The following is a 16,060-nucleotide window of genomic DNA, read 5'->3' as shown; positions in this document are numbered from 1 at the left end:
ATAAATTCCCAGATTTTGCTGCATGCGCTAATAACTTAGTTTTTTCTATAAAAATTAGCGATTAAAAGGCATTTTTTATGTGCATTTATCCTAAAAACAATAAGGCCTTCTTAATCAAGATAAGAAGGCCTCAATCAGTCAATTACGGTATCGATTAGAAGTTATAGTTAATACCAATATTATAACGACGACCTTCTAATTCAGCACCATAGTTTGTCGAATCAATACGACGATCAAGAATGTTATAAACACCACCAACAATGTTTGCATTCTTATTCAACTTATAGCTTGCGCCTAAATCAAACAGTGCATAGGATGCTGTACCGTTATTCATGCTTTCACCACGACCTTGGTAATCAGACGTTTTACCGCGGAAATTCATACGAGTCCACGTTTGCAACTCTTCTGTGGTATCCCATGTTAACGTCGCATTCCCCATATGTTTAGGTTGTTTGTTTAACGGCTTACCTTTATTGACACCACTTTTTTGCTCTGTATCAGTGTAAGTATAGTTTGCAGCAAAGGCTAAATTATCCAGAATTCCCCAGTTGAATGTTAATTCAACACCACGCATTCTTGCCTTATCCACGTTTTCACGATCACTAACAAAACGATACGGTTTACCATTATCACCAATACCATCATCTAATGTACAGTCTCTGATATTCGCATTGCTATTATCACAACGTCTCACTTCTGTAATTTTATCTTTGAAATCTGTATTATAGATCGTGATTCCGGCGGTAATATTGTCTTGGTTATTCCAAATAACCCCGATCTCTTCTGTAACACTTTTCTCCGGTTTCAAATTCGGGTTACCGTAAATAACCGCGTTACCTGCGCGTCCACCCGTTGATTGTCCCCATTCTGCGGAAGATTGGCGTAAGTCAGGTGCTTTATAACCAGTAGACACACCACCTTTGATGGTCCATTGGTCATCTGCATGCCAAACACCGTAAAGACGAGGAGTCCAATGAGAACCATAGTTTTCATCTTTATCCATACGGATCCCGCCAGTTAATGCAAAGTCATTAGTCATTAACCATTCATCTTCTGCAAACAGTGCCCAGCTATAGCGGTCAAGTTTGTTTAGTGCAAATTTATTATCACCTGCTTCTAATTTTTCTTTACGGTATTGACCGCCTAAACTTAAGCTGTGATCACCAATTAAGAATACACTTTGATTACGTATGACGAGATCATCAAATTTCATCTTACGAGTTGGGTTTTTAGTTTCATCGTATTGAATATAAGTATCAGTGTTAGCTAGGTCATAAACCCCTGTATGAGTTAATGCTGTATGGGTCATCTCATATTTACTAAAGCTGCTACTGTCACCTTCTTTATACGTATAGCCTTCACGATAATCCCTATGCTGACTATCTTTTTTGAAATCCAAATCAAAGGTATTCTTTTCATCTGGTGTTAATGAAAGTGTTCCACCGCCACTTGCGATGATTTGACGACCGAAACCATCAATAATTTTATCTTCACCACGATGTGAATATTGGCCGTTAAGTTTCACGCCTAATAATCCATCAATCAGTGGACCAGAAGTATAGAAACTGCCTTGTCCTGTATTTCCTGAATCTCTACGTTCAGTAATTGTCGTATCTGCACGTAAACTTGTCGTCCACTCTTGCTGCACACGGCGAGTGATAATGTTAATGACCCCGCCCATCGCATCTGAACCATAAAGAGAAGACATAGGACCACGAACAACTTCGATACGTTCAATAGCAGGCAGTGGTGGCAACCAACCTTGCTCAATACCAGACCCATCACTATTTGGTCGAGTTGTACGCGTATCAACACGCTTACCGTCAATCAAAATCATCGTATACTTAGCATCCATACCACGGATACTAATATCGGAGCTACTACCACCACCAGTTACAAGAACACCTGGAACATCTTTCAGTGCATCCGTGACATCACGGTAAGCTTTATTTTCAAGTTGCTCACGAGTCACCACTGAAATCGATGCAGGCGCATCTTCGATTTTCTGTTGGAAACCAGATGCGGTGGTCACCATGATGGTATCCTTGCTATCATCCGCAAATGCAGGTGCTGCTGTAATTGCTGCGATAATACTCATTGCAATTTTTCTTTTATTAAAAACTACCATTCCCAACTCTCCAAGAGATAATTTTGATTTGAATTTATTGATATGACATCAGCTCAATATTCAGGTATATAACCTTATACTTACTGTTATTATTTTTTTGATTATTAGATAATATCAATTACCTATAGAAAATTTACGGTTATTACTGTTTTTCATAAATTTTCTATAATTAATGACTATTCCAAAATATCATCTTACTTGTCTATAAGATGCCTATTGATATTATTTAATAGACATCTTTAAGACTTATAAAATTAACTCGCTAATTTCTCAACTAACCCATCAATAAGGACTTGTGGCACACCTTGCGAACAACGCTCTATACGACCACGCACGCCATAGACATCGGCTAAGCTGCTTGGCGTAATGACGTCCTCAGGTTCTCCTTGAGCAATTAACTTACCTTTTTTTAGCATTAAAACATGCTCAGCGTGTCTTAAGGCTATATTAATATCATGCACCACTACCACCGTAATAATATTACGTCGTTTTGTTTCTTTCGCGACTAAATCCATTACATGATATTGATAATTTAAATCTAATGCACTTAATGGCTCATCTAATAACAATAAATTAGGCTGACGAATTAATGATTGTGCCAAACCCACTAATTGTTTTTGCCCACCAGATAATTGGTCTAAATAACTTAATGCTAAATGTTCAATACCTAATTGGCGTAATAAACGCATCACTTCATCTTTACTATTTTCATTACTTAGTCCGCCTGACGCTCTTTGAGCAACAATCACTGACTCTAAAACATAAAGATGTACTCCAGCAGGCAGGCTTTGTGGTAAATACACCACATTTTGAGCTCGCTGAGCAAAATTCTGTTTTGTTAAATCCACCCCATCTAACAATAACTGTCCCGTTGATTTATTTAATCCGGCCAACGAACGTAATAAGGTTGATTTACCGCTGCCATTCGGCCCTAACAGCACCGTTATTTTGCCTCTAGGTAAAGCATGTGTGCTCAACCCTTCAATCACAGGATTTTTCGGATAACCTGCATTAAATTGATCAATAATCAGGCCATCTGTCATGACACGTTACCTCTATGACGCAAAATAATACTAAGGAAGAACGGAACACCAACCAATGACGTGACAATTCCAACTGGAATAATGACACCCGGTATAATATTTTTAGATGCAATAGACGCCATTGATAAAACTAATGCACCGATCAATGCACTTGCCGGTAAATAGAAACGATGGTCTTCACCAAACATGAGTCTTGCAATATGTGGAGCGACCAAACCGATAAAGGCAATCGGTCCAACAAATGCCACGGCTAAAGCAGACAGAATACTGATACGAAGTAACGTGGTTAAACGTAAACGACGTACATCAATACCAAAGCTGATTGCGCGATCTTCCCCGAGTCTTAACGCTGTCAGTTTCCACGAACTCATCATCGCTATAGGGAAAATCAATGCGAAGACTAATGCCATTACACCCAGTTTTACCCATGTCGCTTTGGATAAACTTCCCATTGTCCAAAACACTAGGCCTTGCAGCGTATCTTCTGTCGCAATGAACTGCATCATGGATACGAGTGCGTTAAACGTGAATACCAGTGCAATACCAAATAACACAACACCTGACGTTGCAACACGCGTCCAGCGGGTCACGGCATCCAGCATCAATGCAGCCAACAACGCAAAAATAAACGCGTTGGCAGAAATGACCCATTGATCAGGTACACCTGGGATAGCAATACCTGAAACAATAGCTAATGCCGCACCAAATGCCGCAGCATTTGACACCCCAAGTGTAAATGGACTAGCTAATGGGTTATTCAAGATGGTTTGCATTTCAGCCCCTGCAAGGCCAAGTGACATACCAATAACCACAGCCATCAGAGCATATGGCAGGCGAATATCCCACACAATCACTCTTGTACCTGCTTCAACAGATTCCGGAGAGATAAGCGTCTGCCAAAGTTTTTCTAAGGATAAACCTGATGGACCTAAGGTAAAATCAATAACCAGTGACAATAAAATTGCAGCGATGATAACGGCTATCCATGCAATTCGACGTCGTAACATATGTTGATAATGTTGTTTTACACCATTATCACTTTCTTGAACTGACTGCTTAACAGTTGACATTGTCTCGGTAGTAAGACTCATTATTATAATTACCTACAAAATTTTACTTCTCACTGACCCAATAAACGCCTGACGGCTCAACGGCAAGGAATTGACGATGCAATTCATTTAACGTTTTTTGTGGATCAAGTTCAGCGAACTGTTCTGGATAAAACCATTTCGCAAACACCTGAGTCGCTAGCACGTTATAGGGTGAGTTATAGTAGTTATGCCAAATCGCATAATCTTTACCGTCTTTCACGGCAGATAATGAGCTAATCCCCTTGCGTTCAGTAATTTTTTTCAGGCTTGCTTTCGCTTCTTCGATGGTGCCTTGTGCACCTAACTGCACGCCAACATCCTGACTTCCCGGTGCTTTAGCACCTGTTGCAATATAGATTTGAGGATCTACCGCAATAATTTTTTCAAGATTCATGTTACCCAAAGCCCCCGGTAACACCTCTTTAGCAATATTCTTACCACCCGCTAGATCAATAAAATTGCCCATATTTCCATTGCCTGCGGTTCCACAACAGTCTTCAAAAGCACCTGCTCGTAGATCAATAAATACCGTTGGTTTTTTATCTTCAGGGATCTTACTGGTGATATCAGTCACTAACTTTTGATTTTTTTCATAAAAATCAGCGAATTTCTCTGCTGTTTGCTCGCGATTTAATGCTTTCCCAAGCATGCGGATACTTGGCAAGGTATTTTGTAATGGGTTATCCCTAAAATCGACAAAAACAACAGGCACCCCCGCTTTTTCAAGCTGGTTCACCAATTCACTATTTTTACCGGGACCATGACCAGATAGACCAAAAATGGCAATGTCAGGGTTAAGTGTTAAGACTTTTTCAGCACTGACGCTGTCTGCACTTGTATTGCCAATCAGGGGGATATTATCGATTTGAGGAAATTTTGCTTTATAGGTCGCGTAAGTTTGTGGGTCAAGTTTACGTAAGTCACCTTGCCAACCAACGATTCTATCAAGGGGTTTGTCACCTTCAAGTAAGGCTATCGCACTCAATAAACGGCCTTCACCAAGTAAGATGCGATTCACATTGTCAGGAACTTCAACAGTCCGCCCAGCAACATCTGTCACTGTTGCTGACAGAGAATGGAAGCTAACACTCAACATTGAGCTTGCAAATAAAGCTAACCCCATCCCCTTCCCTAACGATTTCATCATCAACTTCACAACGTACCTCTTTATCCCCATTTTTTGTGCCATAACAATAAAGCAAATAAGAATACTTATCAATACGATTGCCAATTTAATTCCATATTGGTATTGAAGTGTGATCTTACACGAACTTTTTGTTAATTAATTGAAAATTAATATTTTCATTTATGAAATAAGAATAAAAAGGACCAAATATTGACTCTATCACCCAAGCACTTAGTGACAATTGGGCAACCCTACTTTCAGTGCCATTAGGCTAAACACCTCTTCCTTGTGCTATCCAAACGACGATGGCTTGTTACTCATTTCACGACCCGCCGTAAGTCAGTCATAAGAACGCGCGTTTTCTTACACCTCAAAAGATGACCATTTGATATCGCTTCTCAAGCTCATAAAAAAAGAGCCAACCTATAACTAGGTTAGCTCTTTCTTTGGCTGCCAACGCAATCTTAATTATTTATTCAAATTTTCGCGATAGCTTGGGAAATCCATGTCTTTATAGCGAATGAATGAGGTTTTCTTGACAATCTTATAACCAAACCAAATTGCTAAGAATAATGGAATACCGATATACGTCGCGGTCACCCCTACCCAATCAATCTTATCTTCTAAAAATGCTTGATAGTTTTGCCCTAACGTAATGATTAAGCAAAGTACGAAAGCAAAAATAGGTCCAATTGGGAAGAAGCCTGAACGGTAAGGCAAATCCTTGAGATCTTTACCTTGCGCAATATAACCTTTACGGAAACGATAATGGCTAATCGCGATCCCCAACCAAGCAATAAATCCTGTCATACCGGAAGTATTCAACAACCACAAATAGACGGTTTGGTTACCAAACATGGAACTTAAGAAACACAAACCAGCAATCACCGTTGTCGCAACTAGGGCATAACGTGGCACGCCGCCTTTTGAAAGGCGAGCAAAAATACGTGGCGCTTTTCCTTCACGCGCTAAGGTATACAGCATACGCGTCGATGCATACATCCCTGAGTTACCCGCCGATAATACCGCGGTCAAAATAACGGCGTTCATTACCGCTGCTGCCGATAGTAACCCTGCATTCTCAAAGACCAATGTGAACGGGCTGACACTAATATCTTTAACATCATTACGCAGTAAGTTTGGATCAGTATAAGGGATAATCAAACTAATGATTAAAATCGCAAAGATATAGAATAGAAGGATACGCCAGAAAACTTTACGCACCGCTTTAGGGATATTTTTCGCGGGATCTTGTGACTCACCTGCTGCAATACCGATCAATTCCGTTCCTTGGAACGAGAAGCCGACGATCATTGCAACACCAATCATCGCAGAGAATCCCCCCGCAAAAGGAGCGTCACCAATTTCCCAATTGTGCCACCCTGCATTTTCAGCGCCGCTCATGATGCCAAAAATCATCAGCACACCAACAACAATGAAAATAATAACCGTGGTAACTTTAATTAAAGAGAACCAATATTCTGCCTCACCGAATCCTTTTACTGAGATATAGTTCAGCAAGAAGATAATGGTTAAGAAGATCGCACTCCAAATCCAACCTGGGGTGTCTGGGAACCAATAGGTCATCACAAGTTGCGCAGCAACTAAGTCAACGGCAATGGTGACAGCCCAGTTATACCAATAGTTCCAGCCTAATGCGAAACCAAATCCTTCATCGACATACTTAGCGCCATAGGTTGCAAAAGAGCCTGAGACTGGCATATAAGCCGCAAGTTCTCCTAAACTGGTCATCAAGAAATAGACCATTAAACCAATAATCGCATAAGAAAGAAGTGCCCCGCCGGGGCCAGCTTGTGCGACGGTCGCACCAGATGCAACGAAAAGGCCTGTACCAATCGAACCACCGATAGCGATCATTGCTAGGTGGCGGGCTTTTAACTCGCGGCGTAATTTTTGAGGTCCGCTACTTTGTACCGTAGTGGTATGTTGTTCTGACATCTGTTCCCTGTATTTCTTTATTTAATCAATATTAAGAGAATTCTAGCAAAACATCCTGTCAGAACTAAGTAACTCTTAGCAGTTATAAGATACCTTCATAATCCACACAGAATTATTAGTAAAACACTTATACTGAATGAAGGTAATCTTTGTTCAAATAGTCATCGCATTAGGCATAACACTGATATAAACCCTATATTTTTATATAATATTCAATATGTTACTTGCAATATGCCAATAGATTTTTTATCGCGTTCGATAAATGTTTCTGACGGTGATAAATCAAATACAGTGTACGTTGCAATTGCAGATCGGCAACTTGTAGCTCAACTAAAGAACCATTTGCCAGTTGTTCATCGATAACACGCCTTGATAAACAGCTAATTCCCATACCAAAACGCACGGCATGCTTAATCGCTTCGGAATTTCCGAGTTCCATGAAAATATGAAAACCAGGGAGATGAGCAAACAAAAGCTGGTCAAGGACATCACGCGTTCCAGAACCCCGTTCACGCAATACCCAAGGGGCATCACGCAACTCTTTTAATGTTAACGGTTTGCCAGCTAAAGCGTTATTTGGTGCAGCAAAGATAACTAGCTCATCTTTTAGCCATGGCTCTGTGATTAATTCTGGGCTATGGCATACCCCTTCAATTAACCCGACATCGGCACGAAATTCCATTACCGATTTGATAACTTCTTCCGTGTTACTAATGTTCAGCTCGAGTGGGATGGTGGGGTGATCATGACGATACTCTGCCAACAAAGGCGGTAGCATATAGTTGCCGATAGTGGTACTGGCGGCAAGGCGCACAGCCCCCATCTCTTTTTTAAAGAGTTGCTCAACTTCAAGGGCTTGTTCAAGTAATGCTAGCGCTTTTGGATACAATAACCGCCCATGCTCATTCGTTACAAGACGTTTACCAACACGATCAAAAAGTTGCACTCCGAGTTGCCCTTCCAGATCAGTTAAAGAAGCACTCACTGCTGATTGTGACAAAGCGAGTAACTGAGATGCCTGCGTGGTGGAGCCACTTTTCAGTACTTCCGTAAATACTTCGAGTTGCCTAAGTGTTATTCGCATACAGGTAGCTCCCACATTGTTCACTTGAGTTTGTAATAATATTGTTAATATTAATGATTTATTACCAACTTACCAGAAGAAACTTATAACCTGTTTTTTAGATTGATTATATACAAACAATCAATTTAAATTATTAAAAGTTTTGTTATATGCTTATTCCAAAATTATCTATACCCATAATTAGCAGCTTTTGTTAATGGGTATCAGTAGTAACAGAAGGTAAAGTTATGGATAAAAGCAATACAAAAACATTAGTACAGAGCACAAGTCATCCCGCTCTCAAGCTAATTCCAGGTGTTATTTTAGCGGGGATCTTAACCGCTCTTTCGATGTTTCTTGGTGAACAGCAATGGTTTATTGATGTGGGTTTAGGGGCGCTAACTCTCGCAATCCTCTTAGGTATTATTGTGGGTAACACCGTTTACCCTGTGATGAGTGCGCGTTGTGATAACGGTATAAAGTTTGCCAAACACTATTTTTTACGAGCCGGTATCATACTGTATGGCTTTCGCTTAACTTTTCAACAAATCACCGATGTGGGTGCCACAGGGCTACTCATTGATGCTTTAACGCTTACCTCCACTTTCCTCTTGGCTTTCTGGTTAGGTAAAAAAGTCTTTGGGCTCGATGATGAAACGACCTTTTTAATCGGTGCGGGTAGTAGTATCTGCGGGGCTGCGGCGGTAATGGCGACAGAGCCTGTCGTAAAGGCTTCTGCGAGTAAAGTTGCCGTTGCAGTGTCTACCGTGGTCATTTTCGGTACTATTGCGATTTTTGTATACCCATGGCTTTATCAGCTTAACGCACATTTCGGTTGGTTTACCCAAACACAAGATACTTTTGGCATTTATGTAGGCTCAACAGTCCATGAAGTCGCTCAAGTGGTTGCTATCGGCCATACTATCGGTCCTGATGCTGAAAATGCTTCCGTCATTACAAAAATGATTCGTGTCATGATGTTAGCGCCTTTCTTAATTCTTTTATCCGCCTATTTAAGCCGTCGTTCAATCGTCACTAACAGTGAAAATACACAAAAAAGCAAAATTACTATTCCTTGGTTTGCGGTGATTTTTATCTTAGTGGCTGCATTTAATTCCTTTGATTTATTACCTACAGTCATCGTGAAACACATTATTACTTTAGATACTGTATTATTAGCAATGGCAATGGTAGCACTCGGCCTCACCACACACGTTAGCGCAATACGTCAAGCAGGTATTAAACCTTTATTAATGGCGCTGATCCTATTTGCATGGTTGATTGTTGGTGGCGTCATCATCAACGCGATTATCCAAATGATGCTTTAATTACCTTCCCATCTCTTCTCTAAAGGCCGCTATTTATGCGGCCTTGTTTGTTCATTTCATTTATTTCCCTATTAATGGCATACTTCCTTAAAAAAGGAGTCAATAATGAAATATATTGGAGCACATGTCAGCGCCTCCGGAGGCGTTGATCAAGCCGTCATTCGCGCCCATGAAATTAACGCCACGGCATTTGCGTTATTCACAAAGAATCAGCGCCAGTGGAAAGCCCCTCCACTGACCGAAGAAATCATTGAAAAGTTTAAAGCTAACTGCACCAAATATGGCTATGGTAAGCATCAAATCTTACCTCATGACAGTTACTTAATTAATCTAGGTCATCCAGAAGTCGAAGCCTTAGAAAAATCACGCGCTGCCTTTATTGATGAGATGCAACGCTGTGAGCAGTTGGGCATTGATTTACTCAATTTTCACCCAGGTAGCCATCTCAAAAAAATTGAAGTTGATGATTGTTTGGCACGTATCGCGGAATCCATCAACATCGCATTAAATGAAACGCAAGGTGTTATCGCTGTTATTGAAAACACCGCGGGCCAAGGCTCAAATTTAGGTTATCGGTTTGAGCATTTAGCAAAAATTATTGAAGATGTGGATGATAAAAGCCGCGTTGGCGTTTGTATTGACACTTGCCATGCCTTTGCCGCTGGTTACGACTTACGTACGGAAGACGCTTGCGAAGACACCTTTCAACAGTTTTCAGACATTGTCGGGTTTCAATACCTTAAAGGCATGCATCTCAATGATGCAAAAAGTGAATTTGCCAGCCGAGTCGATCGCCACCACAGTTTAGGTGAAGGCAACATTGGCTATACCCCTTTTAGTTATATTATGAAAGACCCACGTTTTGATGGCATTCCTCTGATTTTGGAAACCATTAATCCTGATATTTGGCCTCAAGAGATTGCGTGGTTGAAGTCACAGCAAAACTAATCAATAGAATCAAGGCGGTAAGTTTCCTTAACCGCCTTGAAATTATGCATCTTGTAATGGGGTTATTTACAAAGACTCCATTTCAATTTTTGCCATCATATCCGCAAGTTTATTACGATTTTTTAAGCCAACATCCGGTTGTGAGACCGATAGTGCTGAAATTGCCGTTGCCATACGGAGTGTGTGTGCGCTCGACTCACCATTTAACAATCCATACGCTAGGCCCGCTACCATCGAGTCACCAGCACCAACGGTACTGACAACTTCACAATGTGGTGGCTTAGCCAACCAAGAGCCTGAGGCATTGACCCATAACGCGCCTTCTTCACCTAACGATATCACCACATGAGAGATGCCTTTATCGCGAAGTTCATGTGCCGCTTCAATGACATCTTTCAGATCGGGTAACTTGCGCCCAACCCACATTTCCAATTCATGGCGATTGGGTTTAACTAACCATGGCGATGCTTTCAAACCCGCTTTTAATGCTTCACGGCTGCTATCAAAAATAATACACGGGCACAATTGACGCAGTCGGCTCATCCAGCGAGTGAATTCCTCAGCTTCAATACCATTCGGTAAGCTTCCACTGACCACCACCATATCAAAATGGCCTAACCAATTGAGTGATTCCGTTGAGAAACGATTCCAGTCTTCTTTACTAACATCAAAACCAGAAAAATTAAAATCGGTCGATTCACCGTTATTTTCCGTCAATTTAACGTTAATTCTTGTCCTACCTGGCACCATATGAAAACGGTTTGCCATTCCGTTATCACTGAAAAAATGTTGGAACTCTTCTTGGTTATCTTTTCCCATAAAACCACTTACGGTGATATCGATTCCAAGGTCTCGTAAAACTTTTGCGACGTTAACCCCTTTGCCTCCTGCATTGAGGCTAGCTGTTTTCACTAAGTTGACTTCACCGACTTCGATTGATGGGCACAGCCCAACAAGATCATAAGCAGGATTTAATGTAATTGTAGCAACCCGGCGAGTCATAACCTCGAATCTCCCTTATCGTTATTGTCGTATACATGCTAACCATAGTTATACCATTAAAACACAATGGCTTCAGTGATATTTGTAGTTTTTCCTGATTGTTTTTCTAGACTAAACTGGCAATATTAGCCGGCTTAAAATAAAGAATATAAGGAGAACTCATGTCTATTGTTGATGGTGTTGTCGTTGGTGTGGGAGTCATTATCACGAATCAACAAGGCCAAATTTTAATGGGGAAACGCAGCAGCCAACACGCACCGTACTGGTCTATTTTCGGTGGGCACGTCGATGCGGGTGAATCATTCGAGGCATGTGCTATTCGTGAAATAAAAGAGGAAATTGGTATTGATATTACTACCCCAACTGTTTTTGGTATTAGTAATAATGTGAATACCTATCAACAGGAAGGCAAACATACCGTTTCTATTTGTATGCATGTTGAATACAACGGTGACGTAGAGCCGCAAATTATGGAGGCTGATAAGTGTGAAAGCCTAATGTGGGTTGCGCCTAATGAGTTGCCTGAACCACACTTTGAAGCTAGCCGCAATGCTATCGACCTATGGTTGAACCAACAATTTTATCACCATCCCGCTTAAGGCTTCCTTTTGTGCAAATGGCATTGCGTCATTTGTACAATAATCATCCAACTCATTATAATTACTCTTAATTTTTTACATTTGTCCGTTAATTATTATTTACATCAACACACACCGTCTGTATCATTAAGCTAGTACAAAGAAACATTAATCGGGAGTTCCCATGTCTGTTGATACAACAAAAACAATCAAACAGCCCTCCATCTTAGGTGGCGCAATGATTATCGCGGGTACAGCCGTTGGCGCTGGTATGTTTTCAATCCCCATGGTGACCTCTGGTGTTTGGTTTACAGGCTCTATCGTGCTTTTAATCTATACCTTTGTTTGCATGCTGCTTTCAGGGTTAATGATTTTAGAAGCCAATATGAATTACCCTGCTGGTGCCAGCTTTCATACTATGGTCAAAGATTTATTAGGACCGATATGGAACTCACTTAATGGTCTATCCATTACTTTCGTGCTGTATATTTTGACTTATGCTTATATATCCGCGGGAAGCTCCATTATTTCTGAGAACTTATCTAGTTACATGGCGGTTCCTCAAGCCGTTTCTGGGTTGTTCTTTGCGCTTCTGGTCGCTTTCTTTGTTTGGTTATCGACACGTGCCGTTGACCGTTTAAGCACGATTTTAATCGGCGGTATGGTCATCACCTTTGTGATGTCTATTGGTGGCATGGTCACAACAGCATCCCCTTCAATTCTACTCAACCAAGTCGATCAAGGTAATGCCCACTATTTACCGTATGCACTCGCTGCATTACCTTACTTATTAACGTCATTTGGTTATCACGGTAATGTTCCAGGTCTAGTTAAGTATTACAATAAAGATAGTCGTTCTGTTGTACGTAGTCTTGTGTATGGCGCTATTATTACTGTTGCGATTTATATCCTGTGGCAGTATGCGGTTCAAGGTAACATCCCACGCTCCGCGTTTATTCAAATTCGTGAAGAAGGCAATAACATTGGTGCATTATTGAAACAAATGAATGCATCGACGAATAGCGATTTCATTTCCCAATTTTTGACGCTATTTTCCTATATGGCATTGGCAAGTTCATTTTTAGGTGTATCACTTGGTTTATTTGATTTTATTGCTGACTTCTTTAAATTTAATGACAGCAAACAAGGTCGCTTTAAATCTGCCCTAATCACATTTTTGCCACCAACTGTCTTTGCACTCGTTTTCCCTAATGGTTTTATCTACGCGATTGGTTTTGCTGGTCTTGCCGCGACAATTTGGGCTGTCATCGTACCTGCATTAATGGCTAAAGCGAGTCGTAAACGTTTTCCAAACAACAGCTATCAGGCTCCTGGTGGTATCAGTATTATTCTGTTTGTCATTCTATTCGGTGTCATTAATGCTGTAGCACACATACTTTCCTTATTTGGGTTACTCCCAGTCTATTAATTGAACATCCCTCCCCAGCTAAGTCACTGGGGAGATTTTTTTGCTGAAAAATGTGTTTACTATCTTGCCTAATCGCCTATCTGCGAGTAATTTTGTCGCACTCTTTTATGAAGACAATCAAGAAGGTTATATATGGCAAAGGCCAATGAAATCAAACGCGGTTTTGCAGTGAATTACAATGGCAAACTGTTGTTGGTTAAAGACATTGATATTCAAGCGCCAAGCGCTCGTGGTGCCAGCACTTTATACAAAATGCGCTTTACTGACATTAAAACAGGGCAAAAAGTCGAAGAGCGTTTTAAAGGTGATGATATTTTAGAGACTATCTCACTCACTCGCCGAGCTGTTAGTTTCTCTTATATCGATGGTGATGAATATGTCTTTATGGACAATGAAGACTATACGCCTTATCTATTTAAACGTGCGGATATTGAAGAGGAATTATTGTTTATTCCTGAAGAAGGCCTACCTGGCATGCAAGTGCTAACAATGGATGGTCAAGTCCTTGCACTCGAATTACCTCAAACTGTCGATATGGTCATCGTAGAAACCACTCCCGCCATTAAAGGGGCTTCTGCGAGCGCACGTACAAAGCCTGCAACAATGGCTACCGGTTTAACGGTTCAAGTTCCTGAATACCTCACCAGCGGCGAAAAAATTCGTATCCATATTCCTGAGCGTCGTTATATGGGTCGCTGCGATTAATTGTTGTTATCACCTATGGGCGGACGCCCATAGGGCTTTCGAACTTTATACAATTTGAATTCGCTTTCCTGCTTTAAATCATATGACTCTTTTCAAATCAGTTATATATCAGTGTATACACACCCAGAGTCTGTGCTTTATCTATCCATTTAAAGCTTTGAGTCCCTTTGTTATTTGGCAGCTCTTGAGTGCCTTTTTTTAAGGTCTTTAGGGAGATTTGCGTTGTCACGGGCTTACCGCTATCGTTCCAGCAAGTGGTTTGAACATTTTCCTGATATGTCCCGATTTGACATGGCGATGCAACGATAGCCCCCGTAAATGTAATCGTGCCACTACCGATTACTGTTTTTTCTTTCGCTTGTGCTATTGGTAAATAGTTAATGACTGTGATTGCCAATATTGCTGCTATGGAAATTTTATTGACTATAAGTTTCATAAAAAGCATCCATTAAAAATTAAGTTATCGTCATTTGTAATAAATTATTTATATTTAAATTGTTTTTTATTTTTATCACTGAATGACGAGATTCTAATTTGAATGAATGAAATGATATTTAACTGATAGCCGTAGTTTTTTATTTTTCTTTAACTCTAAGAAATAAAATATAATAAGATAACCTGATCACAAAATAACAAGCGATCACACAGATTGCCACTTTCCTTCTTTCTTATCCATTAAAATTAGCCTGTTTATTTTTATAAATAAGGCAACAGCCTTAGTCGACCTAATTCACATTCACTTAATGGCTATAATATGAAGACATTACTTGCAAAGCCTATCGTACTTAGTCCATCGCAATTGATTGCCAGTGGACGGCAACGAGCGTGTTATCATCATCCTGAACGTGAGGATTTATGCGTAAAAGTGCATCATGCAGATAGAGATGATAAAGAGACGATACGCGAAATAAAATATTACAAACGGATTTATCGAAATAAATCGTCGTCAGAGACAATCTCCGATTATTATGGTACTCAGGAAACAAACATGGGGACGGGTTATGTATTTCAGTTAATTAAAGATAAAACAGGGGCTGTATCTAATACACTTGATTATTTTTTTAAAAATAAAAACTATTTTTTAAAACATCAAAAAAATATGCGAATTGCGTATGATATTTTTAAAAAAACGATATTTAAAGACGCCATAGTGACAATGGCATTAAAGCCTTACAATATTGTCTACCAATTAGGTTATAAGCCTCATGGTCAATTTGTGATCATTGATAACCTCGGCAGTGCGAATTTAATTCCCGTCGATTATTTTTCGTCAACGCTAGCGCGAACAACACTCTCTCGCCGATTTGCTGATTTTGAACGACGAATATATAACGAATACCATATTAAACTCGCCAACATGCAGATACTGACTCGCTAACTTGGTATGCCTACAGTATAGTGATGGTTAACGATAATGAGTTTGCCATCACTATTTAAGTTGGTCAGCTTAAGTAAATTTAAACTTCTTTACATTTAAGAGTGTCTTAATCGTTAATAATTGCAGCAAGCCGACTTGAAATGTGATCTAGATCGTTATTTTTATTATATTCTTTGTTCACTTAACAGTTAAAGTTCTATTTTTTTAACAAAAAGCCGCCAAAACCCTTACTCTATTCGTATTTAATATAATGTTTTGTAAATTATCCCCTTATTAACTCGC

At 40.1% G+C, this 16,060-nt stretch carries 14 protein-coding genes; 6 read left to right on the top strand and 8 right to left on the bottom strand.

The window, feature by feature from the left end; translation table 11 throughout:
• Nucleotides 1–154: 154 nt before the first annotated feature.
• The 6 genes from P2E05_RS08495 to yieE all read right to left on the bottom strand — a co-directional run bounded on the left by P2E05_RS08495 (nt 155) and on the right by yieE (nt 8,431).
• Nucleotides 155–2,128 (bottom strand): ligand-gated channel protein, encoded by a 1,974-nt coding sequence (locus P2E05_RS08495; RefSeq protein WP_276123089.1) that lies wholly within the window; start codon nt 2,126–2,128, stop codon nt 155–157.
• A 254-nt stretch (nt 2,129–2,382) separates the two neighbouring features.
• On the bottom strand, nt 2,383–3,171 hold the full coding sequence (locus P2E05_RS08490; protein WP_154621899.1) for an ABC transporter ATP-binding protein: 789 nt from the start codon (nt 3,169–3,171) through the stop codon (nt 2,383–2,385).
• Nucleotides 3,168–4,262 (bottom strand): FecCD family ABC transporter permease, encoded by a 1,095-nt coding sequence (locus P2E05_RS08485; RefSeq protein WP_154621898.1) that lies wholly within the window; start codon nt 4,260–4,262, stop codon nt 3,168–3,170. The genes P2E05_RS08490 and P2E05_RS08485 overlap by 4 nt, the downstream gene beginning before the upstream one ends.
• Before the next feature lie 22 nt (nt 4,263–4,284).
• Nucleotides 4,285–5,385, bottom strand: a complete 1,101-nt coding sequence (locus tag P2E05_RS08480; RefSeq protein WP_230085770.1) for an ABC transporter substrate-binding protein — start codon at nt 5,383–5,385, stop codon at nt 4,285–4,287.
• Between the two features lie 471 nt (nt 5,386–5,856).
• Entirely contained in the window at nt 5,857–7,347 is a 1,491-nt protein-coding gene (locus tag P2E05_RS08475; protein WP_154624241.1) for an amino acid permease, read from the bottom strand.
• Between the two features lie 220 nt (nt 7,348–7,567).
• Nucleotides 7,568–8,431 (bottom strand): DNA-binding transcriptional regulator YeiE, encoded by an 864-nt coding sequence (yieE, locus tag P2E05_RS08470; RefSeq protein ID WP_154624863.1) that lies wholly within the window; start codon nt 8,429–8,431, stop codon nt 7,568–7,570.
• A gap of 227 nt (nt 8,432–8,658) precedes the next feature.
• Here yieE and P2E05_RS08465 point away from each other — a divergent pair, with 227 nt between their 5' ends.
• Together P2E05_RS08465 and nfo are read left to right on the top strand one after the other, a co-directional pair.
• A complete protein-coding gene (locus P2E05_RS08465; RefSeq protein WP_247047877.1) occupies nt 8,659–9,738 on the top strand; it encodes a YeiH family protein in 1,080 nt (359 codons plus the stop codon).
• Nucleotides 9,739–9,843: 105 nt separating this feature from the next.
• A complete protein-coding gene (gene nfo / locus P2E05_RS08460) occupies nt 9,844–10,686 on the top strand; it encodes a deoxyribonuclease IV (RefSeq protein ID WP_154624865.1) in 843 nt (280 codons plus the stop codon).
• 66 nt (nt 10,687–10,752) lie between these two features.
• Here the strand turns inward: nfo and fruK are convergent, their stop codons facing one another.
• Nucleotides 10,753–11,688: a 1-phosphofructokinase gene (fruK, locus tag P2E05_RS08455; RefSeq protein ID WP_154624866.1), complete on the bottom strand. Its 936-nt coding sequence runs from the start codon at nt 11,686–11,688 to the stop codon at nt 10,753–10,755.
• A 161-nt stretch (nt 11,689–11,849) separates the two neighbouring features.
• Here fruK and P2E05_RS08450 point away from each other — a divergent pair, with 161 nt between their 5' ends.
• The 3 genes from P2E05_RS08450 to yeiP all read left to right on the top strand — a co-directional run bounded on the left by P2E05_RS08450 (nt 11,850) and on the right by yeiP (nt 14,400).
• Nucleotides 11,850–12,287, top strand: coding sequence for a nucleotide triphosphate diphosphatase NUDT15 (locus P2E05_RS08450; protein WP_163861334.1), 438 nt, complete (start codon nt 11,850–11,852; stop codon nt 12,285–12,287).
• Between the two features lie 163 nt (nt 12,288–12,450).
• Nucleotides 12,451–13,695, top strand: a complete 1,245-nt coding sequence (mtr, locus tag P2E05_RS08445) for a tryptophan permease (protein WP_154624868.1) — start codon at nt 12,451–12,453, stop codon at nt 13,693–13,695.
• Between the two features lie 132 nt (nt 13,696–13,827).
• Nucleotides 13,828–14,400 (top strand): elongation factor P-like protein YeiP, encoded by a 573-nt coding sequence (yeiP, locus tag P2E05_RS08440; RefSeq protein ID WP_154635581.1) that lies wholly within the window; start codon nt 13,828–13,830, stop codon nt 14,398–14,400.
• 97 nt (nt 14,401–14,497) lie between these two features.
• Here yeiP and P2E05_RS08435 read toward each other — a convergent pair whose 3' ends face one another.
• Nucleotides 14,498–14,836 (bottom strand): hypothetical protein, encoded by a 339-nt coding sequence (locus tag P2E05_RS08435; RefSeq protein WP_250000376.1) that lies wholly within the window; start codon nt 14,834–14,836, stop codon nt 14,498–14,500.
• A gap of 318 nt (nt 14,837–15,154) precedes the next feature.
• Here P2E05_RS08435 and P2E05_RS08430 point away from each other — a divergent pair, with 318 nt between their 5' ends.
• Complete coding sequence (locus P2E05_RS08430) at nt 15,155–15,778, top strand: YrbL family protein (protein ID WP_154635579.1); 624 nt, start codon at nt 15,155–15,157, stop codon at nt 15,776–15,778.
• Nucleotides 15,779–16,060: the final 282 nt, after the last annotated feature.

This window comes from Providencia stuartii, assembly GCF_029277985.1.
Lineage (GTDB): Bacteria > Pseudomonadota > Gammaproteobacteria > Enterobacterales > Enterobacteriaceae > Providencia > Providencia zhejiangensis.
Note: the sequence above shows the minus strand (reverse complement) of the source record. Positions and strands in the feature narration are given on the sequence as shown.

Excerpts from the sequence above, each read along its gene's own strand:
- P2E05_RS08495 (WP_276123089.1), bottom strand. The coding sequence starts at position 2,128 with ATGGTAGTTTTTAATAAAAGAAAAATTGCAATGAGTATTATCGCAGCA.
- P2E05_RS08490 (WP_154621899.1), bottom strand. The coding sequence starts at position 3,171 with ATGACAGATGGCCTGATTATTGATCAATTTAATGCAGGTTATCCGAAA.
- P2E05_RS08485 (WP_154621898.1), bottom strand. The coding sequence starts at position 4,262 with ATGAGTCTTACTACCGAGACAATGTCAACTGTTAAGCAGTCAGTTCAA.
- P2E05_RS08480 (WP_230085770.1), bottom strand. The coding sequence starts at position 5,385 with ATGGGGTTAGCTTTATTTGCAAGCTCAATGTTGAGTGTTAGCTTCCAT.
- P2E05_RS08475 (WP_154624241.1), bottom strand. The coding sequence starts at position 7,347 with ATGTCAGAACAACATACCACTACGGTACAAAGTAGCGGACCTCAAAAA.
- yieE (WP_154624863.1), bottom strand. The coding sequence starts at position 8,431 with ATGCGAATAACACTTAGGCAACTCGAAGTATTTACGGAAGTACTGAAA.
- P2E05_RS08465 (WP_247047877.1), top strand. The coding sequence starts at position 8,659 with ATGGATAAAAGCAATACAAAAACATTAGTACAGAGCACAAGTCATCCC.
- nfo (WP_154624865.1), top strand. The coding sequence starts at position 9,844 with ATGAAATATATTGGAGCACATGTCAGCGCCTCCGGAGGCGTTGATCAA.
- fruK (WP_154624866.1), bottom strand. The coding sequence starts at position 11,688 with ATGACTCGCCGGGTTGCTACAATTACATTAAATCCTGCTTATGATCTT.
- P2E05_RS08450 (WP_163861334.1), top strand. The coding sequence starts at position 11,850 with ATGTCTATTGTTGATGGTGTTGTCGTTGGTGTGGGAGTCATTATCACG.
- mtr (WP_154624868.1), top strand. The coding sequence starts at position 12,451 with ATGTCTGTTGATACAACAAAAACAATCAAACAGCCCTCCATCTTAGGT.
- yeiP (WP_154635581.1), top strand. The coding sequence starts at position 13,828 with ATGGCAAAGGCCAATGAAATCAAACGCGGTTTTGCAGTGAATTACAAT.
- P2E05_RS08435 (WP_250000376.1), bottom strand. The coding sequence starts at position 14,836 with ATGAAACTTATAGTCAATAAAATTTCCATAGCAGCAATATTGGCAATC.
- P2E05_RS08430 (WP_154635579.1), top strand. The coding sequence starts at position 15,155 with ATGAAGACATTACTTGCAAAGCCTATCGTACTTAGTCCATCGCAATTG.